The organism is Synechococcus sp. MIT S9503, from assembly GCF_047304175.1.
In the GTDB taxonomy this organism is placed as follows: domain Bacteria; phylum Cyanobacteriota; class Cyanobacteriia; order PCC-6307; family Cyanobiaceae; genus Synechococcus_C.
In genome coordinates this window covers 2,505,086-2,528,792 of sequence record NZ_CP138955.1, presented here as the reverse complement: position 1 = coordinate 2,528,792, position 23,707 = coordinate 2,505,086, and the positions used below count along the sequence as shown (strand labels likewise).

Below are 23,707 nucleotides of genomic sequence, written 5' to 3'. Positions count from 1 at the left end.
GGCACCGCCCACCTGATTTGATCAGAGCGAGACCCACCGACAGGTAAAGTCGATCTTTGAGCTCTGAACAGCACGCCACGGCGTACCTGAAGCTCCCTGCCCCGCTTCGTCGCTTGCGACGAGGCATACCCGAACCGGCATGCCGGCGCGATGAACAAGACCTCAGTCCCTTCCATCGATTCAATCGACCGCCAGTGGTATCTGGTGGACGCTGAGAATCAAACCCTCGGTCGCCTGGCCACCGAGGTCGCTTCCGTGCTCCGCGGCAAGAACAAAGCCAGCTACACCCCGCATCTCGATACCGGCGACTTTGTCGTTGTTGTGAATGCCGACAAGGTGAGAGTCAGTGGCAGCAAGCCGCAACAGAAGCTTTACCGCAGGCATTCCGGACGTCCGGGTGGGATGAAGGTTGAAACCTTCGCTCATCTGCAGGAGCGCCTTCCCGAGCGAATCGTGGAAAAAGCCATCAAGGGCATGCTTCCCCACAACGCCCTGGGGCGCCAGATGTTCCGCAAGCTGAAGGTGTACAAGGGTGCCGATCATCCCCACGCCGCCCAGCAGCCTCAGCCCCTGCAGCTTGATCCCGCCGCTTCCGCCAAATGAGCACATCCAATTCCGTCGTCTACTGGGGCACTGGTCGCCGCAAGACCTCCGTTGCACGTGTTCGCCTGATTCCCGGCAACGGCACCATCACCATCAATGGCCGCCCCGGAGATAACTATCTCAACTACAACCCTGCCTACATCGCTGCCGTCAAGGCTCCTCTCCAGACTCTGGGGCTCACAACTGAGTACGACGTGCTTGTCAACGTGCGCGGTGGTGGTCTGACAGGTCAGGCCGATGCCATCAAGCAGGGTGCCGCAAGAGCCCTCTGCGAGCTTTCCGCAGACAACCGAAAACCCCTCAAAACCGAAGGTCACCTCAGCCGTGACCCCAGGGCCAAGGAGCGTCGCAAGTACGGCCTCAAGAAAGCCCGCAAAGCTCCCCAGTTCTCCAAGCGCTGATCCCCGTCATGCCAAAGCCCGACATTCATCCCACCTGGTATCCAGACGCCAAGGTGATCTGCAATGGAGAAGTGGTGATGACCACTGGCTCCACCCAGCCCGAAATCCACGTAGACGTTTGGAGCGGCAATCATCCGTTCTTCACCGGCACGCAGAAGATTCTCGACACCGAGGGACGCGTGGATCGCTTCATGCGCAAGTACGGCATGGGCAGCACCGGCAGCGTCAACGACGACAAAAAAGCTCCCACCAAGGAAGAAGCAAAAGCCGAATCCTGATGCACAGAGCAATCGACGCACTGGCGTTCGATCACAGAGAGACTTGTCCCCGGATGCAGACATGGCTCTGCCTCCGGGGCTTTTGTCTGCAGGGCCCAACCCATCAGGCCCCTTGCCGACCATGCTTCTGAGGCGATGGACTCCTCAACTCTGATCAGTCGTCTTGAAGCGGCGACCAGCAGTTTCCACAATCTGGAACGACAGCTCGCTGATCCTGACGTGGCCTCGGATCCGGAGCGGCTCCAATCAGTGGCCAGGGAGCGCTCACGACTTGAGCCGCTTGTCCTCGACTACGGCAGCCTCCAGAACGTTCTCCAGGAAAGGGAACAGGCACGGACGCTGTTGCGGGAAAGCCGCGGTGACAGCGAGATGGAGGAACTGGCTCAACTCGAACTTGAGTCTCTGGAGCAACGTCACGATGAGTTGATTCAAAGGCTGACCGTTGCGCTTTTGCCACGGGATCCCCGTGATGAACGCAGCGTGATGCTCGAAATCAGAGCAGGTGCTGGAGGCGATGAAGCCTCTCTCTGGGCCGGAGATCTTGCCCGCATGTACGAACGCTTCTGCAGCAGGCGCGGTTGGACGGTGATGCCTGTGAGCGCCAGCGAAGCCGATCTTGGCGGTTACAAGGAGCTGATCCTTTCCGTGAAGGGTGAAGCTGTCTTCAGCGAATTGAAATTTGAAGCCGGAGTCCACCGCGTGCAACGTGTCCCTGCAACGGAATCCCAGGGTCGCGTTCACACCTCCACAGCAACCGTGGCGGTAATGCCGGAGGCGGATCCAGTCGAGGTGCAGATCGAAGCCGGAGATCTTGAGATCAGCACGGCGCGGTCTGGCGGAGCTGGTGGGCAGAACGTCAACAAGGTTGAGACAGCCGTTGACCTGCTGCATAAACCCAGCGGCATCCGCGTGTTCTGCACGCAGCAGCGCTCCCAGCTGCAGAACCGTGAACGGGCCATGGAAATTCTGCGGGCCAAATTGTATGAACGCCAGCTCGCCGAAGCGAATGAACGAGAAAGTTCAGCCCGACGCTCTCAGGTTGGGACGGGCGACCGCAGCGAGAAAATCCGCACGTACAACGCCAAGGACAACAGGGTCACCGACCATCGACTGGGGCGGAATTTCAGTCTTGAATCTGTTCTCCAAGGTCAGATGGAGGATGTGATCGGAGCCTGTGTGGCCGAAGAACAACGCAGCAAGCTGGAACAGCTCAGCCAGCAGAACGATGATTGAAACAGCGGCTCAGATGCCGATCACATACTTCGCCCACTCACTGTGGCGACCGGAATCGATCTGACGAACAGCCTCGAAACTCAGACTGCTGAGAGGGCGTCGCGGGACCCGCTTGAGAGGCATGTCGGCTTCGGAGGGCGTGCGGCTGGCCTTGCGAACATTGCAACTGGTGCATGCCGTGGTCACGTTGTCCCAGGCATCGGTTCCGCCACGACTGCGCGGGATCACGTGATCGATCGAGAGCTGTTCGCGGCTGCCGCAGTACTGGCAGGTGTGATTATCCCGCTGAAACACGTTACGGCGGGTCAGCGGCACCTGACGGAAGGGGACTCTCACAAACTGCCGCAGACGGATCACCGTGGGAACGTGCATATCACGCCGGATCAGTCGCTCGGAGTCATGTTCGAGACTTTCGGCTTTTCCCTTGATCATCATCACGACGGCGCGACGCCAGGTGGTGATGTTCAACGGTTCATAGGACGCATTGAGAACGAGAACCTGGCCCATGCCAGCTCCCTGATTACGAGGCATGCTATCGGGGTCACAAGGGCGGCCTTGTGACCTTCACTACGCGGCCCCCATGCCAGACCTGTCTGCCGATCGCCCCAGCCCCTCCAGCCCTGAGAAGGCTGCTGGAGCGGACCCCCGGCAGCGTGCCTGGATGGAGGTGTCGGCCTCAGCCGTTGAACACAACGCCAGAGCGCTGAGACGCCTGCTGGCCGAGGAATGTGCCCTGATGGCAGTCGTCAAGGCCGATGGCTACGGGCATGGGGCCGAAACAGTGGCCCGGTCGGCCATCTGTGGAGGAGCGACCAGCCTGGGAGTCGCCACCCTTCAGGAGGGCATCGAACTGCGTCGCGCCGGACTGGAGCTGCCGGTGCTTGTGCTGGGCAATCTGACCCAACCCGAAGAACTGCGGGCCTGCCTTCACTGGCAGCTGATGCCCACTCTGAGCAGCATGCGCGAGGCACTTCTCTGCCAGAACCTTGCCAGCGGCAGTGGCCGTCAGTTCACGGTGCAGCTCAAGATTGACACCGGAATGACCCGACTCGGCTGCGACTGGCAGGACGGCGAACGCCTGACCGAGGCGATCCTGCAGCTCGATCAACTGAGCCTCAGGGGTGTCTACAGCCATCTCGCGCTTGCCGATGGTGACCTTGTAGGACAGGCCGAGCAGATCACACGCCTTCAGCAGGAGCGATTCGAGGCTGTGACACGTACTCACGGGCAGCAGGGTCTGCAGCGACATCTGGCCAATTCAGCGGGCACCCTGCGTGACCGGTCGCTGCATCACGATCTGGTGCGGGTGGGACTGGCGCTTTACGGGCACGCCCCAAGCGCCCAGTTCGAGAAGGATCTGGATCTGCAGCCGGCGATGACGGTGAAGGCTCGGGTGAGCCTGATCCGGAATGTCGCGGCAGGAGTGGGAGTGAGCTACGGGCACCGCTTCCTGACCAGCCGGCCCAGCCGACTGGCCGTGGTCGGTATCGGCTACGCCGATGGTGTCAGCCGCTGCCTGTCAGGACGGATCCATGCACTGCACAGCGGCAGGACTCTGCCCCAGGTGGGTGCGATCACCATGGACCAGCTGATGCTGGATGTCACCGACCATCCCGATCTGGAGATCGGCGATGTCGTCACGCTTCTGGGAGAGGATGATCAACAGGTAATCCGACCTCAGGACTGGGCGGAACTGTCGGATTCCATCCCTTGGGAAGTGTTGTGCAGCTTCAAGCACCGCCTGCCACGACTGGTGGTCTGATTGGGAGCCCTCTTGATAGGGTGGGCGAGCCGCTGGAGAGGTGGCTGAGTGGTTGAAAGCGGCTCCCTGCTAAGGAGTTACAGGAGGCAACTTCTGTCGAGGGTTCGAATCCCTCCCTCTCCGTTGAACTGAAGATGAGTCGTCAATCGACGCCGAATCGTGCGAGTTGACTTGCCATCAGGGGCAGGAGTTGTTCATCGCCGGCACGCTCCGAACCTTCGCTGAACACAACCAGCAGACAGGGGGGATTCCCGTCGCTGCACCACCATGCAGCGTCATGACGTGCCCGGCTCATCCAGCCGGCCTTGCTCCAGAGCTGACTGCCCTCCGGCAGCCCCTCCCCGAGAAAACCGTCCACCTGATTCTCAGGATCTGCCTGCCGGGCTGACCTGCTGAGCGATCGAGCCAGTCGCGCGCGAAGTCGCTGACATGCTGGGGGTGAAAGGATTCCATCGGTCATCACCGCCTCAAGGATCCTGGCGACTGCTGCTGTGCAGAGAGCGTTGCGATTGCTGTTGTTTTCCCCGTAGAACATCCGCTCGCGTCCATAAGGACCATCACCCCAGGTTTTCTGGCAGCAGTTGATGCGCTCCAGCTCTGGCCAGCCGAAGCCGTGAAACCAGTTATTGACGATGCGTCGCTGCTGCTGCCACTGCTCCCAGGCAGGTGATCGCAACGCCGGACCGCTGGTGGTGCCGGTGAGCAGATCCACGATCAGACCCGTGGCGTCATTGCTGGAATCCGCAAGCATGTCAAGAAGCGCTCGACGGAGTTCCTCGCTGTCTGGAATCAGATCACGTTGCAGCCAGTGCTCCGCCGCCACCGCGTACAACAGCTTCACCACACTTGCCGGATAGAGCAGCTTCTGATCAGCCCATGCAGCACCGCTGCCGCTGCCGTTCGCCGGAGATGTTGCGTCATAACGCACCCAGGTCACGGCGATCTGGTCATGCAGTCCGGGGCGGTCATCAGCCGCGAGCCGGTCGATCACAGCGACCAGATGCTGCTGCATCTCCGGCTCGGGACGGTAGAACGCCATGGCACTGGCTACTGGCAATGCCGACCCTAGGCACACCGATCTCAACGGACCTGATCACCGAGGGGAGCTGCTGGAAACTGCTGAGTGGACAGAACGGCTACTCCGGTGCACAGGGCCACGGACTCGCAACCCAGGCCGCAGCCGGACGGGGCTTCCGAATCGCAGCACCCCTGAGACCCGAGGATCACGGGCGAGTGCAAGCTGTGCTTCTGGAGGACGGCTACCCCTGCTGGCTGTCCATGGATGATCTGTCTGAACAGGCTGTGGCCTGTGAGGACTGGACCCCATGCCTGCTTTCCAGCTCGGAGATCACCATCAGACTGGCTTCGGTGCTGAAGTGGCTGACGACCGCAGCCACGTTGGAGAACACTTATCTCTGGGGAGGCACCATCGGGCCTGATCTTGACTGCTCCGGTCTTGTGCAGACAGCCTTCGCGAGCACTGGGATCTGGTTACCCAGAGATGCCTATCAACAGGAACGGTTCTGCCAGCCGCTGCCGGTGCAACCGGACGATGTATCTCGATTGCGCGCCGGTGATCTGATCTTCTTTGGCACCCCGGAGCGCTGCAGCCACGTCGGCATCCACCTCGGAGAGGGCCGCTACATGCACAGCTCGGGCATTGAACATGGCCGCAACGGCATCGGCATCGACAGCCTCGACCCCGGGGACCTCCACCCTGTGGCCATGCACTACCGAACCGAGCTGCGGGGGGCTGGCCGCGTCAGTCGCTGCCATGACGGTACGACTCTGCCATAGTCGGGAAGTCAAAAACCCAGTGATTGCAAGGCATCTTGGCCCCACCTGTCACCACGTGTCATGCCATTTCAGCGCATAGTTAACGCAAAAAGCGCGCTATGGGAACGCGCCATGCGGCAGCAGTTGCGGACCATCGCGGGAGGTGGGTTCGGACTTCGCCAGCAGTCGGGCCAGGCACAACTCACGGTCCGGTACGCGGACGGCACGCGGAGCAGCACGAACCTCCGAATCTTGTGGGAACCGTCAAAGGCCCAAGAGGAGGAGACACTGCAGTCAGTGCTAGAGAAACAAGCCCTCGACCCGCAGGCCTGGACCGCCCACTGGCACACACTCGAAGAGGAAGCGTTCTGCTAATTCTGCGCTAAATCCGCGCTACTTGTAGACGGACGACCACCAACTGCCTCTCTGTCACTGGGGTTCCTGGCGCTTGGCGTCGTGCCATGACGACAGCACCCTTCCATGAGGAAGTGACAATAGGAAAGACCTCAGCTTTGTCGGAAGCATGGATCCGCTGTCAGTGTTCGCCGGCCCTCTGATCGCCCAGATGAATCTGGGATCGCCCGGCATCTCTGGCAGCAACGCGATCAGCATTGATGGCGAGTTTTTTCAGCGCAGTCAGCCCATCCAGCAGCTGACCTTGATGCGCACCACCTACAGGGGCGATTGTCCCGGCGAGAGTGTCACACCGATCCGCGGGATGAGCTTCCTGGCCTCCCTGCCCCCTGCAGGCGATCAGCGGATTGTGATCCGCAACAGGCGAACCGGCGGCTACACCAACCGTGAATACGGCAGAGGAAGACGACGCTCGGAGAGTTTTTCAATCAGTCTTGGGGAGCGGCACCATGGCAGTTTTCTCTCCGTGACACCAGGCGAGAACCAGTTCCGCTGGTCGGTGACCAAAGCCCGCAACGCAGATGGAGCGACCAAGGGCAGCGCCAGGTTGATTGTGAACACTGAAGAAAGACAGCGTTTTCGCAATTTCCGCTCCATTGATGAAGACGCCTTCTGCCCTGGCCAGGAATACAGCTACTCACGCACACCTATTGGAGAGTGCAGTTCCGGCTATTTCAAGGTGAAACGGCAGGGCATCTGTCCCGACGGCAGCAAGATTGATCTGGGCACCCAGACCGTCTATCGGCGCTACCGGTCCTGGTGACGGCCTGGACGCTTGCCAGCATTTACCCCTGAACAGTGGACCGCCTGGCCCGGATTAGGTTGCTTGGGCATCGATCGGATCCCGATGACGGCTGGGCTGGACCTTTCGGTCGTGGTGCCGCTCTACAACGAAGAGGAAAGCCTGCCGGAGCTGGTGGAGCAGCTCCTGAACGCACTGAGACCCACCGGAGAACGCTTCGAGCTGGTGCTGGTCAACGATGGATCAACGGACGACACAGCATCAGAGCTGGAGAGGCTCAGCGCCCAAGTCCCTGAGCTGGTTGGAGTTCTCCTGCGCAAGAACTACGGTCAGACCGCCGCCATGGCGGCTGGTTTCGATGTCGCGGAAGGGCGGGTGATCGTGAGCCTGGATGGGGACCTTCAGAACGACCCCGCAGACATCCCCCTGCTGCTGAACAAGCTGCGCGAGGGCTATGACCTGGTGAGCGGCTGGCGATTTGACCGTCAGGATGCCGAAATTCGCAGGAAACTTCCTTCCAGACTTGCCAATCGTCTGATCGGACGCGTCACAGGAGTTCGTCTGCATGACTACGGCTGCTCTCTCAAGGCCTATGACCGCGACGTGCTCTCCGACATGCGGTTGTATGGCGAACTGCACCGTTTCCTGCCGGCACTCGCCTTCATCGAAGGAGCACGGATCACTGAGGTGAAGGTGAATCACCGTGCACGTCAGTATGGAACCAGCAAATACGGCATTGATCGCACATTCCGGGTCCTGATGGACCTGCTCACGGTGTGGTTCATGAAACGGTTCCTCACCAGACCGATGTATGTCTTTGGGTTTGGCGGTCTCATCGCCATCGCCACAAGCCTTGTGGCAAGTGCCTATCTGCTGGTGATCAAATTGTCGGGCGAGGATATCGGCAACAGGCCGCTGCTCACGATGGCGGTTGTGCTCGGGCTGGCAGGGATTCAGCTGTTCTGTTTCGGACTGCTGGGCGAACTGCTGATCCGCACTTATCACGAAAGCCAGGGGCGCCCGATTTATCGCATCCGGGCAACGTTGCGTGGTGGTCGGGCCACCTGAACCGGAGAGGGTCGGGTCGCGCCGCGGTGGCGTTCAATCGCCGCTGCGGCAGCTTCCACGACCTGGATGTCGGCGTCACGCAGACCGCGCCGAAGCAGAGGCAGAACGCTGACATGCCCCCACTGACCGGCCAGCCGCACAGCTTCAAGCCTCTGAGCCGGATCGCCTTGATCCATCGCCTCACGCAGCTGACGCTCAAGAGTGATCCGCTCGGCACTGCTGCGCGGAGCTGTGAAGAAAACCGACTTGGCGCTGTCCTCGGCAGACCCAGGCTGGATCTCAGGATCCATTCTTGGTGTCAGGGCCTCTACCAGACCCAGCTGAGCTCTGTTGATGGCAGCCACCGATGTGGCATCGGTGCTGCTCAGCAGGGTTTTCCCAGGCCGTCGCCCCAGTCCCCACAGAACGGCCACCAGCACGAGGGCGGCACCACCTGCAAGCAGCTGATTCATGGGTTCTGAGCGGCGGAGGCCGGATGGATTGAACTTTTATGTCACCGTCCGGATCGGTCGAAGACCACCAGATAGGCAGTCTTTACAGTAACCGCAGACATTTGGGCTGCTGCCATGACTGGAGAATTTGCTGCTGCCTGGATGCCCTCGATTTTCATTCCTCTAGCTGGAGTTCTCGGACCGGCAGTGGTGATGGTTCTGATGTTCAACATGATCGAATCCACCGACTGATCGGTTGCACGCCAAACGCAACGATTTCGCGCTCCGCAGCTCCCACCGCTTTTTCTTCCATGTCTGTTTCACCCGTCGCCGATCCAACCGTTGGCAACTTGGCCACTCCGGTAAACAGCAGCTATTTCACCAAGGCGTTTCTCAACGCCCTGCCCATCTACCGGCCATCCCTTTCACCCAACAGACGCGGGCTTGAGATCGGCATGACCCACGGGTATCTGCTGTATGGACCATTCGCAGTCTGCGGCCCCCTCCGCAACAGCGATTACGCGTCTACAGCGGGGTTGCTCGCGTCGATCGGTTTGGTTTCGATTCTCACCGTTTGTCTTTCCATCTACGGCACTGCCGGCAATGGCCCCAAGGTGCAACCGGCTGATGCCACCATCGACAATCCCCCCGCCGACCTCTTCACCAAGCAGGGCTGGTCGGAATTCGGCAGTGGCTTCTGGCTCGGTGGCTGCGGCGGCGCTGCATTTGCATGGTTCCTAGTGAGCGCAACACCGTTGCTTTATCTGGCAAAGATCGCTGGTGGCGTCGCACCCGTCAGCTGATCCCCTTGATCAGTCAGCAATAGTCCAATCAGAGATCACTCCATGCACGCCCCGGATGAGCCACAGATGAGCTCATCCGGGGCTTTCTGCTGCCAGGATCTTGGCCCTTGCTGAGCGGTCGCCGACTTGCGGTCCATCTCCCAGCCATTTCTGAGACGGCCCGTCTTCACCATCGTCTGCAGCTTGCTGGTGCTGCTTGCAGGGTTGGTGTCTCTGGTGGGGCTCGGTCTTGAAGACCTGCCTCAGCTGGCACCCACCCGCGTGAGCGTGAGCGCCAGGTTTCCCGCTGCAGGGCCGGAAGTGGTGGAGCAGAGCGTCACGACAGTGCTTGAAAACCAGCTCAGCGGACTGGACGGTCTGGAGAGCATGACGTCCAGCAGTCGTCAGGGTGGGGCCAGCCTCAGCCTGCGCTTTGAGTCAGGCGATGCAGAACTGAATGCGATCAGGGTTCAGAACGAAGTCAATCTGTCCAGTCGCCGACTGCCCCAGTCAGTGACCAGGCAGGGGCTGACGGTGAATCGTTCAACCAATGACCTGCTGCTGATTCTCGGCTTCAGCGCTCCTCCGGGGCTCTATGAACCGATCTTCATCGGCGGCTGGCTCGACCAGCGTCTGAGCGAGAGCCTGCGAACCATTCCTGGGGTTGGCGACATCCGCGTGTTTGGCAGCAGCGAGCTGGCCTATCGACTCTGGCTGGATCCCAGCCGGCTGAAGCAGTTCGGACTGTCCACCAACGACATCACCACTGCCCTGGCGGAGCAGAACGTGCTGGCCGCAGTGGGCAATCTCGGTGAGTCGCCGGCACCGCCAGGACAGCTTTTCAGCCTGCCTGTGGACGCCGAGGGTCGTCTGCGCAGCCAGGCCGATTTCGAATCAATGGTGGTGAAACGCACCGATCAGGGAGGTCTGATCAGGCTCAGGGATGTCGGCCGCGTTCAGCTTGGCCAGCGCAACTACGGCAGCAGCGCGCTCAATCTTCAGGGAGAAAGCTCCGTGGCTGTCGGCATCTTCCAGCGAGACGGATCCAATGCACTGGAGGTCAGCCGTGCGGTTCGGCAAAGGCTGAAAAGCCTGGAGAGCAGTTTTCCTCCAGGACTCAACGTGCAGTTGATCGTGGATGTGGCGGAAACCATCCAGGCCAATCTGGATCGCACCAGGGACACACTCAGGGATGCGGTGCTGCTTGTGCTGCTCGTTCTCGTGTTGTTTCTGGGACGCTGGCGCCTGGCGCTGATTCCTGGCATTGCCGTGCTTGTGGCCTTGATCGGCAGTCTTGTGGTGGTTCGCCTGAGCGGCTCGAATTTGAACAGCCTGATCCTGTTCGGGCTCGTGCTGGCCACGGGAATCGTGGTTGACGATGCCATTGTTGTCAGTGAAGACATCGCCGGTCGAATCGAGCAGGGGGCTGAGCCGAGGGGGGCTGCCGAGGATGCGATGGCGGAACTGGCGGGCGCGGTTCTGGCGACGTCACTGGTTCTGGCTGCCGTCTTCCTGCCAGTGCTGCTGATCCCTGGATCCATCGGTCGTCTCTACCAGCCGATCGCACTGGCAATCAGCGGCGCCATCCTGTTCTCCACATTCAATGCCCTCACTTTCACGCCGATGGCCTGTGCCCGCGTGCTTGGGCAGGGCAAGGGACGGTTGCCAGGACCGCTCAGGCTGATCAGTCGCAGGCTGCGCGACGGCATGGTCCGCTTGCAACGTATCTATGCGGGGATGCTGGCGATCTGGCTGGAGCGCGGCAGAGCCGTGATCGCGTTGGTGCTGGCAGGGTTGATGCTCACTGCGATCGGTCTGGCAACCATTCCCACCTCGTTCATCCCTGATGAGGATCAGGGTCAGGTGCGCGGCTATTTCACCCTGCCGGAAGGGGCAAGCCTGGAACGCACCGAGGCCGTGATGGAACGCATCCGCCAGGTGGTCGCCGAGGAACCACTGATCCGCGGCGGCAATTTCTACGCCGGAAACTCGTTCGGACAGAGCGGCGAGGACACCGGGTCCTTCTATCTGCGATTGAAGCCTCTGAAGGAACGCCCTGGCCGCGAGAACAGCAGTGAAGCTGTGAAACAGCGGCTGAGCCTCGAGCTGAGACGACGTATCACCGACGCACAGGTGATTGTCACCACCCCAGCGACCGTGAGTGGTTTCAGCAGTGAGTCGGGGCTGCAGATGGAACTGCTGGATCGCAGCGGCGGTCAGCTCAGTCTGCAGGACTTCGAGGAACAGGCTCAGCAGTTCATCACAGCCGCTCAGAACTCAGGACAGTTCCAGCGCGTGAGCACGCGCTTCGATGCCAGCTCGCCGCGCTGGCGCCTGGAGCTGGATCGCAGCCAGATGGCCGCTCTCGACCTTCCCGTGGGTCCCACTCTGAGAGACATCGGTACCGCGATCGGCGGTCGTTTCATTGATGACACCTTCGCCGGTGGTGAAATCCGCAGCATCTACATCCAGCTGGAAGGAGCTGATCGCAGCACCCCTGATGATCTGACAAGCCTGATGGTGCGCAACCGCAGCGGCGAACTGGTTTCGGTGGCGAACGTTGCCCGGCTGAAGCGGGATTCAGGAGCGAATCGAATCACCCACTACAACCAGAACCGTTCCATCAGCATCACCGCCGTCACTGCGGACGGCATCAGCAGCGGCCAGGCGATCGATCTCCTCAAGAGCATCAGCGACAGAACCGGAGGCGACAACCTGGCACTGGCCTTCACAGGTCTCGCCAAAGAGGAAACCAGGGCGGAATCCGTGTCCTGGGTGCTTTTTGCCCTCGGGGTCACGGTGGTCTACCTGCTGCTCGCAGGTCTCTACGAGAGTTTCGTTGACCCGCTGATCATTCTGCTCACAGTCCCGATGGCATTGCTGGGAGCTCTGATCGGCCTGAAACTTCGTGGTCTTTCCCTCGACGTGTATGCCCAGATGGGCCTGCTGGTGCTGGTGAGCCTGGCCGCCAAAAACGGCATCCTGATCGTTGAATTCGCGAATCAGCGTCTGAGGCAGGGCATTGAACTGGCAGAAGCAGTGGAGGAAGCGGCGCTCAACAGGATGCGACCGATCCTGCTGACGGCGGTGACCTCCCTGGCGGGATTCCTGCCGTTGCTGCTTGCCACCGGAAGCGGTTCCGCAAGCCGCATCAGCATCGGCACGGTGGTGTTCAGCGGGCTTCTGGTGTCCACGCTGCTGTCGCTCTTCGTCGTGCCGGCAACCTATCTGCTGCTCAAGCGCTGGAGAGGGGTCGGCCCAGCCAAGCCGGAACTGGATGGCTGAATCAGCAGGGTTCAAACCGCTCATTCAAGGCCGGTCCTCCACTGGGGGGAACCGTACAGACACCTCCAGTCGACACCTCAGCCTTGGGCTGCATGCTCACCGACTGCTCTGATGCACGCATCACGACAGGGGCGGCAATCTGTTCATCCGTCGCGAAGCGCGCCAGATCGATCTTCTCTCTGGGCAGAATCCGCATGGCCAGGTTGTAGCCGGCGGCGACACCGATGAGCATCACCACAAGCTCCAGCCGTGGTGGAAGAGAGGGAGGAAACATGCGGGGCTCGGCAATGCACTGACGGCCCAGTTCACAGCAACAACGCAGTGAACAAATGACTGAGATCTTTCGAAGCGATGACGCTTTGCATACGAAGAGCGGATGCAGCGATTTGTAAGGTGTGTGCTCATTGAAATGCTGGGAAGCCACGGCATGTTGAGCAGCGCAACAGATCGCCAAGCGTCATCTGCCCAGGCTCAGTACTTCTCCTACGGCGAGGCCGCCAATCCCATCCGCAGCGGACTGACGGTGGGGGTTCCCTACCGCTCCTTTTCACCGACTTTCTTTGCGGAGCGTGGCAGTGCTGTGATGTCGCTCGATCTCAGCGAAGAACTGCAGTGCAGCGGACCTGCGACAGGTCCATCCCTGTGCGCCAACTTCATTCGAGTGGATGACGGAGAACTGCGAACCTCCGCTGTCGCGACCAGCCAGCTGTTCTTCGTGGCTGAGGGCCAGGGAGAGTCGGAAGCCTGCGGCGAACACTTCCGATGGAGCAAGGGTGACATGCTCGTGCTTCCCGCCGGTGGAGATGCCATCCACAGCGCATCCGCCAAAGCCTCTCTCTACTGGGTGCACGATGCACCCTTGTTGCGGCATCTGGGTGTGACTCCCTCCGAAGCCCGTTTTAAACCAACGTTCTACAGCCATCTCGACAGTCAGGGCCGGCTGGCTGAAATCGCGGCCAGCCCAAGCGGCGCGCGTGCCAACCGGGTGAGTGTGCTGCTGGGCAATGCAGCCTTTCCCCAGACAAGAACAGTGAGTCACACCCTCTGGGCAATGCTCGGAATCCTCCCTGCAGGGCAGGAACAGAAACCGCACCGACATCAGTCGATCGCCCTGGATTTCGCAGTGGATTGCCGACCTGGCTGTTACACCCTGATTGGAACGGAACTTGATGAGCAGGGAAGGATTCGCAACCCCCATAGGGAAGACTGGTCGACTGGCGCAGCCTTCGTGACACCACCGGGGTACTGGCATTCCCACCACAACGCATCAGCTGCTGATGCCTATGTGCTGCCGATTCAGGATGCAGGACTGCACACCTATCTCAGAACGCTTGACATTCTTTTCAGCGGCTGAAGGCTCTGAACTGTTGGGCTCTTCTTGTCATAAAAAACCCCCGCCAGAGAGTCTGGTCGGGGGAGATTGTTGTGAATGAACAGTGATCTCAGGAGATCAGAGATGGTTCAACCGAATTTGCCTGACGTCGACGCGATCAGGAAAGCTGCATACGTGAGGATGTAGCCAATCGTGAAGTGAGCGAGTCCCACAACACGTGCCTGAACGATGGACAGTGCCACCGGCTTGTCGCGCCAGCCAACAAGGTTGGCAAGCGGAGTGCGCTGGTGAGCCCAGACGATGGTCTCGATGAGCTCCTGCCAGTAACCACGCCAGGAGATCAGGAACATGAATCCAGTCGCCCAGACCAGGTGGCCGAAAAGGAACATCCAGGCCCAGACAGCGAGGTTGTTGCTGCCGAAGGGGTTGTAGCCGTTGATCAACTGGGAGGAATTCAACCAGAGATAGTCACGGAACCAACCCATCAGATAGGTGCTGGACTCATTGAACTGAGCCACGTTGCCCTGCCAGATCGCCAGATGCTTCCAGTGCCAGTAGAAGGTGACCCAACCAATGGTGTTCAGAGCCCAGAAGACGGCGAGATAGAAGGCATCCCAGGCTGAGATGTCACAGGTGCCGCCACGACCGGGGCCGTCACAGGGGAAGGAATACCCGAAGTCCTTCTTGTCGGGCATGAGCTTGGAGCCACGGGCATCCAGAGCACCTTTGACAAGAATCAGGGTTGTGGTGTGCAGTCCCAAAGCGATGGCGTGGTGAACCATGAAGTCACCAGGGCCGATCGGCAGGAACACATCGGTGTTGCCGTTGATGGCATCGAGCCAGCCACCCATGTAGGCGGCATTGGCATTGGCAGCGGCTCCAGCTGAATTGGAGAGCAGCACATCGAAGCCGTAGATCGCCTTTCCGGATGCGGCTTGCACGAACTGGGCAAAGACCGGCTCTACCAGAATCTGCTTCTCAGGGGTGCCGAACGCAACAACAACATCGTTGTGAACGTAGAGACCCAGAGTGTGGAAACCGAGGAAAAGAGTGATCCAGCTCAGATGGCTGATGATCGCTTCCTTGTGCTCAAGCATCCGAGCCAGAACATTGTCCTTATTCGCTTCCGGGTCGTAATCACGGATGAAGAAGATTGCACCGTGAGCAAAGGCACCGCACATCAGGAAGATGGCGATGTACTGGTGATGGGTATACAGAGCTGCCTGAGTCGTGTAGGCCTTCGCGATGAAGGCGTAAGACGGCATCGCGTACATGTGCTGAGCCACCAGAGAGGTGACCACTCCCAGCGATGCAAGAGCCAGGCCGAGCTGCATGTGGAGGCTGTTGTTCAGAGTGTCATAAAGACCCTTGTGGCCAGCCCCGAGGTTGCCGGGAGTTCCCTCGGGAGGGTTATGGGCTTCGAGAATCTCCTTGATGGAATGGCCGATGCCGAAGTTGGTCCTGTACATGTGACCAGCGATCACAAACAGGCATCCGATCGCCAGATGGTGATGGGCGATGTCTGTAAGCCAGAGAGCTTCGGTTTGCGGGTGGAATCCTCCGAGGAAGGTCAGAATCGCAGTACCGGATCCCTCAGACGTGCCGAAGATCTGACCCATGGAATCTGGATTCTGGGCATATACACCCCAGTTGCCGGTGAAGAAGGGCCCGAGGCCTGCCGGATGAGGCATCACACTCAGGAAATTGTCCCAACCGACGTGCTGACCCCGGGATTCGGGGATGGCGACGTGCACCAGGTGGCCGGTCCAGGCGATGGAACTGAAGCCGAACAGAACAGCCAGGTGATGATTAAGGCGTGACTCAGCGTTCTTGAACCAGGCCAGTGAAGGCCGGAACTTGGGCTGAAGGTGCAGCCAACCTGCGAAGAGCGCCCAGGCCGACAGGATCATCATGAAGATGGAACCCTGATACAGCTCGGCATTCGTCGTCATGCCGATTGTGTAGAACCAGTGATAAAGGCCGGAGTAGGCAATATTCACTGGCGATGTGGCCCCCGCCTGAGTGAAGGCGTTGATGGCGCCTTGACCGAAGTGGGGATCCCAGATTGCGTGAGCGATGGGCTTCACGTGCAGGGGGTCGGCGACCCACTGTTCGAAGTTGCCCTGCCAGGCGATGTGGAACAGGTTTCCCGAAACCCAGAGGCCGATGATCGCGAGATGCCCGAAATGCGTGGAGAAAAGCTTTTGGTAAAGCCTCTCCTCCGTCATTCCGTCATGGCTCTCGAAGTCGTGAGCCGTGGCGATCCCGTACCAGATGCGGCGGGTTGTCGGGTCCTGTGCCAGACCCTGGCTGAACGAAGGAAATTTCGTTGCCATTAGAGGGAAAGTTCAGGAAAGGTCAGCCGCCCACCACAAGGATGTGGGCGTGGAAGAAGGACCACGTGACTGTGATGCCGCCCAGAAGATAGTGAGCAACACCGACAGCACGGCCCTGGATGATGGACAGCGCACGAGGCTGAATGCCAGGAGCCACCTTCAGCTTGTTGTGAGCCCAGACGATGGACTCGATGAGCTCCTGCCAGTAGCCGCGGCCACTGAAGAGGAACATCAGGCTGAATGCCCAGATGAAGTGGCCACCAAGGAACATGATTCCGTAGCCGGCTGTGTTGGAGCCGTAGCTGTTGATCACCTGCACGGCCTGGGCCCAGAGGAAATCCCGGAGCCAGCCGTTGATGGTGATGGCGCTGTTGGCGAAATTGCCGTTGGTGAGGTACTGGACTGATCCATCGGGCCTCACCGCACCCCAAACGTCGCTCTGCATTTTCCAGGAGAAGTGGAAAATGACAACCGACAGGGAGTTGTACATCCAGAACAGACCAAGGAAGACATGGTCCCAAGCGGAAACCTGGCAGGTGCCGCCACGGCCGGGGCCGTCACAGGAGAAGCGGAAACCTAGATTGGCCTTGTCTGGAATCAGACGGGAGTTACGGGCGTAAAGAACACCCTTGAGAAGAATCAGCACCGTCACGTGGATCGTGAAGGCGTGAATGTGGTGGACCATGAAATCGGCTGTGCCCAGGGGGATCGGAGCCGCGGCAACCTTGCCTCCGACGGCCACAACCGAACCGTTGAAAACCTCGCTGACACCAGCCAGAGCATTGGGAGCGGTTCCCCCGGCCGCTGCAGCGTGCAAGCCCTGAATCCACTGGGCAAAGACAGGTCTGAGCTGAATAGCGGAATCGCTGAACATGTCCTGGGGACGGCCCAGAGCACGCATGGTGTCGTTGTGGATGTACAGACCGAAGCTGTGGAAGCCCAGCCAGATGCACACCCAGTTGAGGTGGCTGATCAGAGCGTCACGAGCCTTGAGCACCCGGTCAAGCACGTTGTCGACATGCTTCGCAGGGTCGTAATCGCGAATCATCGCGATGGCAGCGTGAGCTGAAGCACCGACGATCAGAAATCCGCCAATCCACATGTGGTGAGTGAACAGGCCGATCTGAGTCGGATAATCGATGGACATGTACGGATAGGGGGGCATCGCGTACATGTGCTGAGCAACGATGATGCTCAGCGAACCGAGCATGGCGAGGTTCAGTGCCAGCTGGGCATGCCAGCTGTTGATCATGAACTCGAACAGGCCGTCATGGCCCTTCGTTGCCGGGAAAAGCAGGGGATCACCTTTTTGTCCCTCGAGGATCTCCTTGATGGAGTGTCCGATCCCCCAGTTGGTCCGGTACATGTGCCCGGCCACGATGAACAGCACCGCGATGGCCAGGTGGTGATGAGCGATATCGGTCATCCACATGCTTCCGGTCACAGGATTGATCCCACCCCTGAAGGTGAGGAAATCGCTGTATGCAGCCCAGTTGCCATTGAAGAAGGCACCGATGCCTGCATTGAATCCCGGATAGAGCTGGGCCAGAAGACCCTGATCAAGGAATTCGTGAGGAAGCGGGATGTCTGCCACGGAAGCGATGGTCTTGCCGTTCAACACCAGCGGCTGGCCGGCATCGATGGCATCCATCAACTTGGTTGTGGGCAGCGACACATGCAGCAGGTGACCTGTCCAGGACAGTGAGCCCAGACCCAGCAGACCTGACAGGTGGTGGTTGAGCATCGACTCAACGTTCTGGAACCACTCAAGCTTCGGAGCTGCCTTGTGATAGTGAAAAACACCTGCATTGAGCATGAGGCCGGCCATCACCAGGGCGCCGATGGCAAGAGACATCAGCTGCGTCTCGTTGGTGATGCCCCAGGCTCTCCAGACGTGGAAGAGACCTGAGGTGATCTGGATGCCCTGGAAACCGGCACCCATATCGCCGTTGAGGATTTCCTGGCCAAATACCGACCACACCACCTGAGCGCTTGGCTTCACATGGGTGGGATCGGCAAGCCAGCCGGAGAAATTGGAAAAGTGAGCGCCATGGAAAAAGGCACCGCTCAGCCAGATGAAGATCACGGCCAGGTGGCCGAAGTGAGCACTGAAGATCTTCCGAGAAACCTCCTCAAGGTCACTCGTATGGCTGTCGAAATCGTGAGCGTTGGCGTGGAGGTTCCAAACCCAGGTGGTGGTTTTGGGACCTTTCGCGAGGGCTTTGTCGAAGTGTCCGGGCTTGCCGAACAGCTCGAAGGTCGCTGGATTGTCGACCTTCTCGACCTGAGTCTTCGCTTTGCTCCCACGCTCTGGTGGGCTGATGGTCATCGAGTCGTTCCTCGAGGGACGGGATCGAGGTGGTGGGACACCCCTCCGGAGATCCATAGGACTTCCGGGGCCCCGGGGACGGATCAGCAAAGCTTCACCGTGACCGGGCGCCAGTGGTAATCAGAGTAATGAACCCTGGCTCTCACTGGAGCGTGGGCCCCAACGAGGGGACCGCTGGCGGCAGCATAGGAGGGCAGGCCCACTTCACACGAGAGGGAGTTACAAAGGTTAAATCCGGCTGCTGGCCTGTCCAGACCTGGGGTCTGCAACCGCCCGAGCATCAGCGAGAAGCACTCGATTAAACGCATTGAGCAACACAAACGGACAACACATATCGCTCTATTTAATGCAAATCATTCCCAATAGTGCGCCGCTCCCGTGGGTGCCCAGAATGGATCGACTCAAGCTTTGCTCCATGGCGGCATCAGGCCGGACGCACCGCAGTCATCGCTGGCTTCAGGCTCTGCTGGCCCTGTGGATCATGGTGTTTCCAGCCGCCACGGCACAGGCCTGGCCCTGGGGAGGTGAGGGTGCCAGAGGTGTTGAGAAACCGGTTGAGATTGTCGGTGCCACTCCGCCTTCAGGTCGACTTCAGGAAGTCAGTCCGCCCGGAGCTGTCCAGCAACTGCAGGTGGCCTTGAGCCGTCACACTCCGCGGCTGGAGCTGATCAGCCCCGCCGACGGCAGTCTCCTGAAAACCGGCGACGTGCAACTCACCCTGCGGATCGAGGACTGGCCATTGGCTGAGGATCCTGAACTGGGCCTTGGAGCGCATGTGGCCCTGCAGATCGACGACGCTCCCCCGCTTCGTTTCGGCCACTCTGAAAACAATCGACTTCAGATTCGTCTCCCCGACCTCAGCCCGGGCAGCCATCGCTTCACGGCCTATGCCGCGATGCCCTGGGGTGAATCGGTGAAATCCCAGGGAGCCAGCCTCCAGTGGCGGCTGAATCTCATCAAGGAGCTTCCAGGCACTCAGCCGGATCAGGATGCCCCCTGGCTTGCCGTTGTCAGCCCCTCAGACCTGGGCAGCGGTGATCCTCTGCTGCTCGACTGGCTGATCTGGAATGCTCCGCTCCAGAACCTCAGGGAAGGCGATGGCCGCTGGCGACTGAGAATCAGCGTGAATGGAGACAGCTTTCTCGTGGACGGTCAGGAAGCGCTCTGGCTGAAAGCTGCAGGAGGGGGAAGCGGCAGCGTGCAGATGGAACTTCTTGATGGTCTCGGAGAGCCCATCGCCCCTGTTTTCAACAATCAACTGCGTGCCACAACATCGCGGTCCGGAACCCAACCGATCTGGATGCAGTCGAAACTCAGTGATGAGGAGATGGCTCGCCTGCTTGGGGAAGCCCTTCCCGAAGCCGAGGACGCACCAGAGGAGGAACAGAAGCCTGAGCAGGAAGTGCCAGAGCCTGCTGCTCAGGAGCAAGAATCCGGAATCTCCGAATCTGACGAACCCGCATCTCAGGGCTCGCTTCCCCAATCAGCGGCGGAGGATTCTGATGAGACCGAGCCGACTGACTCCTTGCAGGATCCAGAAAGGGGGCAGATCATCGACACACCCCCTGACACGGCCCCTGAGATCACCTCTGATGGCGAGTCTTCCATGTCCGCTGACGCGGAGGACTCCGATTCAGAGCACCCGGATCGGACCATCGCCGGCAGCGTTCTGCCCCTGAGCGAACCGGCAAGCGAACCTCCCAGGTTGCGTGTCACCAGCAGCCTGGGAGGATCAGCCAGGGAGCTGTTGAATGACGATGGCACCGAGCGCTGAATCACCGAGGCCCCCTGCCCTGAACGCTGTCGATTCCACCCCCAACCCGCTGGCGGGTGCATCACTGGCACTCGGCCTTTCCGTGAGTGCATGGCCGCTGCTTCAGCAGCTTCAGCGATCCGGCCACACAGATCGGGTGGGGCTGACACCAGTCGCGGCCTCCGCACTTGGGACAACTCCGGGCGACATCTTGGTCGGAACGGCAGGGGAACTGCTGGCTGATCAGTGGCGAAAAGGAGAAGCCACGATCGTGGTTGGAGCTCTCGGTGCCATCACCCGACTGATCGCACCCCTGTTGAAAGACAAGCAGAAAGATCCTGCTGTGATTGTGTTGGATGCCAACGGACAACACATCGTTCCGCTGATCGGTGGTCATGCAGCCGGAGCGGAGCGACTCGCTCACCAACTGGCCGCTTCACTGGGCGGGGAGGTGGTGCTGACCGGTGATGCGGCAAGTCAGCAGCGACTGGCACTTGATGCTTTCGGTGAGGCCTGGGGATGGGTGCGTGGCGGAGCACCTGAGGCCTGGCATGAGCTCATGCTCACACAGGCCTCAGGTCGCAACCTGACTGTTGTTCAGCAGTCAGGAACTGAGCTCTGGCGCAGTAGCTCTGCTGGCCAGGCCTTCGGATTCACCCCGGAAGGGAACAGCGGCTCTGCACTGGCCATCGGTTCAAGATCCGATTCAGCACCCTGCCGCTGGCATCCCGCCACACTCTGGATCGGGATCGGCTGTGAACGCTTCAGCAGCCGTGGGTTGATTGAAAGAGCTGTGGATGAGTGTCTTCAGGCCAGCGGTCTGGCTCAGGAAGCGGTTGCTGGAATCAGCAGCATCGAGGCCAAGGGAGACGAACAGGCCCTGCTGCACTTCTGTGAACGGCGAGGCTGGCCGCTGCGATTGCTTTCGGCTCACGCACTCGCAGAAGTGACAGTGCCAACGCCATCCACTGTTGTGATGGCGGAGATGGGCACAGCATCCGTTGCAGAGGCCTCAGCGCTGCTGGCTTCAGGGCATGAGGCGCAGCTGTTGCAGACCAAGCGGATCTTCCATGCCGAGGATGGTGAGAGGGGAGCTGTGACGGTGGCGATCGCAGAGGCTGCCAGGGCTCTGGCTCCGGAGAGAGGTGAGCTGCATCTGATCGGCAGTGGGCCTGGGTCATTGCAGTTGCTCACTCCTGATGCCCGCGAAGCCCTCAGTCGATGCGTCATCTGGGTGGGATACGGCCTCTACCTGGATCTGCTTGAACCACTGCGCCGCAGCGACCAGGCCCGGCTGGACGGACAACTCACCCGCGAACGGGATCGCTGCAGCCAGGCGCTGGATCTGGCCAGGCAGGGCGCCCGAGTGGCACTGGTCTCTTCCGGAGACAGCGGCATTTACGGCATGGCGGGGCTGGCGCTGGAGCTGTGGATGGATCTGTCCGAAATCGAACGTCCTCAGTTCCAGGTGCATCCAGGCCTCTCAGCACTGCAGCTGGCTGCCGCGAGGGCAGGGGCTCCGCTGATGCATGACTTCTGCACCATCTCTCTCAGCGACAGGCTCACACCCTGGGAGGTGATCGAACGAAGACTCGAGGCCGCTGCTGCGGGAGACTTCGTTGTGGCGCTCTACAACCCACGTTCAAAAGAACGCAACTGGCAGTTGGCAAGAGCCAAGAAAATTCTTCTCCTGGAGCGTCCGATGTCCACTCCCGTGGTGATGGCCCGACAGCTCGGACGCAGCGATGAACAGGTGAGCCTTCACAACCTGGGCAATCTGCGGCCTGAAGACGTGGACATGCTTACGGTGCTGATAGTTGGTAACAGCAGCAGCCGCATTCAGAGCGGCCGAGTTGTGACCCCCAGGGGTTACCCAGGTGCCGCTCTGAATTGATGACGATCAGTGCAGTCGGGATGACAGGATTCGAACCTGCGGCCCCTTCGTCCCGAACGAAGTGCGCTACCAAGCTGCGCCACATCCCGATGGCCCGACTGTAGAAGATGACCTCAGTTCTGAAACCTGACTGGTTGCGCGTCAAAGCCCCTCAGCGGGAACGCATCGGAGCTGTTGCCGACCTGCTTCTTGACCTCAAGCTCAACACGGTCTGCCAGGAAGCCAGCTGCCCGAACATCGGGGAATGCTTCGCGGGGGGAACAGCCACCTTTCTGATCATGGGGCCGGGCTGTACACGCGCCTGCCCCTACTGCGACATCGACTTCGACAAAAGCGTTCGGGCTCTGGATCCAACCGAACCTGTGAGGCTGGGTGAAGCGGTGTCCCGCCTCAGGCTGAAGCATGTGGTGATCACCTCGGTGAACCGTGATGACCTCAAAGATGGGGGAGCGAGTCAGTTCGTTGCCTGCATCGAACAGGTCAAACAACGCTCACCTTTCACCACGATCGAACTGCTGATCCCCGACCTCTGCGGGAACTGGGAAGCACTTGCCACAGTCATGGACGCGGCCCCGCACGTGCTCAACCACAACATCGAGACAGTGCCCCGGCTCTACAGAAGAGCTAGGCCTCAAGGCAATTACGAACGTTCCCTGGAACTGTTGAAACGGGTCAGGGATGGATGGCCGAGGTCTTACAGCAAATCCGGGCTGATGGTGGGACTTGGAGAGAACGATGAGGAAGTGATCGGAGTGCTGCGCGACCTGCGCGCCCACCGTGTCGACATTGTGACCATCGGGCAATATCTCTCTCCCGGCCCGAGACACCTACCGGTGCACCGTTTCGTGACACCTGAACAGTTCGACGGTTATCGACGCATCGGGGAGGAGGAGCTGGGTTGCCTGCAGGTGGTCAGCAGCCCACTGACGCGGAGCAGCTACCACGCCGGTGAGGTGCAGCGCCTGATGATCAGTCACCCGCGCTGACGGTCAGAGCTGGTCACCGCCGGTGTGGATCCATTCCTGCAAGCGCCAGTTCACAAGCCCGGAGCGAATCATCGGATCAGCCTGAACCCAGCTGAGTGCCTCTGAATAATTCCGGGCTTCAAACAGCAGCAGCCCACCGCCGCCTGGCTGCTGCTGTTCATCCACCAGATAACCGCTGTGGATGCGTCGACCGCAATTGCACTGGTCGATGACCCATTGTCGATGCGCCTCAAGATGGGGCCGCCTCTGCTCGAAGGGCATGGCGGCCATCTCGGGGGTGAAGGTTTCGGTCTTGATGAAC

23 protein-coding genes and 2 tRNA genes are annotated in these 23,707 nt (G+C 60.1%); 17 read left to right on the top strand and 8 right to left on the bottom strand.

Going from position 1 to position 23,707, the window contains the following annotated elements; genetic code table 11:
• Positions 1–150 precede the first annotated feature (150 nt).
• The 4 genes from rplM (at position 151) to prfA (ending at position 2,515) form a co-directional block, all read left to right on the top strand.
• On the top strand, positions 151–603 hold the full coding sequence (rplM, locus tag SIB56_RS13555; protein ID WP_413324414.1) for a 50S ribosomal protein L13: 453 nt from the start codon (positions 151–153) through the stop codon (positions 601–603).
• Entirely contained in the window at positions 600–1,004 is a 405-nt protein-coding gene (gene rpsI, locus SIB56_RS13550; protein ID WP_413324413.1) for a 30S ribosomal protein S9, read from the top strand. Before rplM ends, rpsI begins: the two co-directional genes overlap by 4 nt.
• Before the next feature lie 8 nt (positions 1,005–1,012).
• Entirely contained in the window at positions 1,013–1,282 is a 270-nt protein-coding gene (rpmE, locus tag SIB56_RS13545) for a 50S ribosomal protein L31 (RefSeq protein ID WP_413324412.1), read from the top strand.
• A gap of 135 nt (positions 1,283–1,417) precedes the next feature.
• Positions 1,418–2,515 carry a peptide chain release factor 1 gene (gene prfA / locus SIB56_RS13540; protein ID WP_413324411.1) on the top strand — a complete coding sequence of 366 codons (1,098 nt, stop codon included), beginning with the start codon at positions 1,418–1,420 and terminating at the stop codon, positions 2,513–2,515.
• 9 nt (positions 2,516–2,524) lie between these two features.
• On the opposite strand, the gene SIB56_RS13535 is transcribed toward prfA, so the two are convergent.
• Positions 2,525–3,022: an HNH endonuclease gene (locus SIB56_RS13535; RefSeq protein WP_413327432.1), complete on the bottom strand. Its 498-nt coding sequence runs from the start codon at positions 3,020–3,022 to the stop codon at positions 2,525–2,527.
• A 73-nt stretch (positions 3,023–3,095) separates the two neighbouring features.
• Between SIB56_RS13535 and alr the strand changes: the two genes are divergently transcribed.
• Together alr and SIB56_RS13525 are read left to right on the top strand one after the other, a co-directional pair.
• A complete protein-coding gene (alr, locus tag SIB56_RS13530) occupies positions 3,096–4,277 on the top strand; it encodes an alanine racemase (protein ID WP_413324410.1) in 1,182 nt (393 codons plus the stop codon).
• Positions 4,278–4,311: 34 nt separating this feature from the next.
• A tRNA-Ser gene (locus SIB56_RS13525) sits at positions 4,312–4,400 on the top strand.
• A gap of 19 nt (positions 4,401–4,419) precedes the next feature.
• Here SIB56_RS13525 and SIB56_RS13520 read toward each other — a convergent pair.
• Positions 4,420–5,316 (bottom strand): serine hydrolase, encoded by an 897-nt coding sequence (locus SIB56_RS13520; protein WP_413324409.1) that lies wholly within the window; start codon positions 5,314–5,316, stop codon positions 4,420–4,422.
• A 17-nt stretch (positions 5,317–5,333) separates the two neighbouring features.
• Between SIB56_RS13520 and SIB56_RS13515 the strand changes: the two genes are divergently transcribed.
• The 4 genes from SIB56_RS13515 (at position 5,334) to SIB56_RS13500 (ending at position 8,277) form a co-directional block, all read left to right on the top strand.
• Complete coding sequence (locus SIB56_RS13515; RefSeq protein ID WP_413324408.1) at positions 5,334–6,074, top strand: NlpC/P60 family protein; 741 nt, start codon at positions 5,334–5,336, stop codon at positions 6,072–6,074.
• A gap of 60 nt (positions 6,075–6,134) precedes the next feature.
• Complete coding sequence (locus SIB56_RS13510; RefSeq protein ID WP_413324407.1) at positions 6,135–6,428, top strand: hypothetical protein; 294 nt, start codon at positions 6,135–6,137, stop codon at positions 6,426–6,428.
• Positions 6,429–6,576: 148 nt separating this feature from the next.
• On the top strand, positions 6,577–7,230 hold the full coding sequence (locus SIB56_RS13505) for a hypothetical protein (RefSeq protein ID WP_413324406.1): 654 nt from the start codon (positions 6,577–6,579) through the stop codon (positions 7,228–7,230).
• 84 nt (positions 7,231–7,314) lie between these two features.
• Positions 7,315–8,277, top strand: a complete 963-nt coding sequence (locus SIB56_RS13500; RefSeq protein WP_413324405.1) for a glycosyltransferase family 2 protein — start codon at positions 7,315–7,317, stop codon at positions 8,275–8,277.
• Here SIB56_RS13500 and SIB56_RS13495 read toward each other — a convergent pair.
• On the bottom strand, positions 8,235–8,729 hold the full coding sequence (locus SIB56_RS13495; RefSeq protein ID WP_413324404.1) for a hypothetical protein: 495 nt from the start codon (positions 8,727–8,729) through the stop codon (positions 8,235–8,237). The genes SIB56_RS13500 and SIB56_RS13495 overlap by 43 nt on opposite strands.
• A gap of 114 nt (positions 8,730–8,843) precedes the next feature.
• Here SIB56_RS13495 and SIB56_RS13490 point away from each other — a divergent pair, with 114 nt between their 5' ends.
• The 3 genes from SIB56_RS13490 to SIB56_RS13480 all read left to right on the top strand — a co-directional run bounded on the left by SIB56_RS13490 (position 8,844) and on the right by SIB56_RS13480 (position 12,775).
• The gene (locus SIB56_RS13490) at positions 8,844–8,960 is read left to right on the top strand and encodes a photosystem I reaction center subunit VIII (protein WP_413324403.1); all 117 of its coding nucleotides are present in this window, start codon (positions 8,844–8,846) and stop codon (positions 8,958–8,960) included.
• 59 nt (positions 8,961–9,019) lie between these two features.
• Positions 9,020–9,511: a photosystem I reaction center subunit XI gene (locus tag SIB56_RS13485; RefSeq protein WP_413324402.1), complete on the top strand. Its 492-nt coding sequence runs from the start codon at positions 9,020–9,022 to the stop codon at positions 9,509–9,511.
• A 126-nt stretch (positions 9,512–9,637) separates the two neighbouring features.
• Positions 9,638–12,775, top strand: coding sequence for an efflux RND transporter permease subunit (locus SIB56_RS13480; RefSeq protein WP_413324401.1), 3,138 nt, complete (start codon positions 9,638–9,640; stop codon positions 12,773–12,775).
• Position 12,776: 1 nt separating this feature from the next.
• Here the strand turns inward: SIB56_RS13480 and SIB56_RS13475 are convergent, their stop codons facing one another.
• Positions 12,777–13,049 carry a hypothetical protein gene (locus SIB56_RS13475; protein ID WP_413324400.1) on the bottom strand — a complete coding sequence of 91 codons (273 nt, stop codon included), beginning with the start codon at positions 13,047–13,049 and terminating at the stop codon, positions 12,777–12,779.
• Positions 13,050–13,202: 153 nt separating this feature from the next.
• On the opposite strand from SIB56_RS13475, the gene SIB56_RS13470 reads away from it, so the two are divergent.
• Positions 13,203–14,129: a cupin gene (locus tag SIB56_RS13470; protein WP_413327430.1), complete on the top strand. Its 927-nt coding sequence runs from the start codon at positions 13,203–13,205 to the stop codon at positions 14,127–14,129.
• 107 nt (positions 14,130–14,236) lie between these two features.
• Here the strand turns inward: SIB56_RS13470 and psaB are convergent, their stop codons facing one another.
• Together psaB and psaA are read right to left on the bottom strand one after the other, a co-directional pair.
• Positions 14,237–16,444, bottom strand: a complete 2,208-nt coding sequence (gene psaB / locus SIB56_RS13465) for a photosystem I core protein PsaB (RefSeq protein WP_413324399.1) — start codon at positions 16,442–16,444, stop codon at positions 14,237–14,239.
• A 22-nt stretch (positions 16,445–16,466) separates the two neighbouring features.
• Positions 16,467–18,773 carry a photosystem I core protein PsaA gene (gene psaA, locus SIB56_RS13460; RefSeq protein WP_413324398.1) on the bottom strand — a complete coding sequence of 769 codons (2,307 nt, stop codon included), beginning with the start codon at positions 18,771–18,773 and terminating at the stop codon, positions 16,467–16,469.
• Between the two features lie 391 nt (positions 18,774–19,164).
• Between psaA and SIB56_RS13455 the strand changes: the two genes are divergently transcribed.
• Both SIB56_RS13455 and cobJ read left to right on the top strand, forming a co-directional pair.
• Positions 19,165–20,547, top strand: a complete 1,383-nt coding sequence (locus tag SIB56_RS13455) for a hypothetical protein (protein ID WP_413324397.1) — start codon at positions 19,165–19,167, stop codon at positions 20,545–20,547.
• A complete protein-coding gene (cobJ, locus tag SIB56_RS13450; protein ID WP_413324396.1) occupies positions 20,525–22,420 on the top strand; it encodes a precorrin-3B C(17)-methyltransferase in 1,896 nt (631 codons plus the stop codon). Before SIB56_RS13455 ends, cobJ begins: the two co-directional genes overlap by 23 nt.
• Positions 22,421–22,435: 15 nt before the next feature.
• Here the strand turns inward: cobJ and SIB56_RS13445 are convergent.
• Positions 22,436–22,509, bottom strand: a tRNA-Pro gene (locus SIB56_RS13445).
• Positions 22,510–22,527: 18 nt separating this feature from the next.
• Here SIB56_RS13445 and lipA point away from each other — a divergent pair.
• Positions 22,528–23,406 carry a lipoyl synthase gene (gene lipA, locus SIB56_RS13440; protein ID WP_413324395.1) on the top strand — a complete coding sequence of 293 codons (879 nt, stop codon included), beginning with the start codon at positions 22,528–22,530 and terminating at the stop codon, positions 23,404–23,406.
• A 3-nt stretch (positions 23,407–23,409) separates the two neighbouring features.
• Here lipA and SIB56_RS13435 read toward each other — a convergent pair whose 3' ends face one another.
• On the bottom strand, positions 23,410–23,676 hold the full coding sequence (locus SIB56_RS13435; protein ID WP_413327428.1) for a YciI family protein: 267 nt from the start codon (positions 23,674–23,676) through the stop codon (positions 23,410–23,412).
• Positions 23,677–23,707 lie beyond the last annotated feature (31 nt).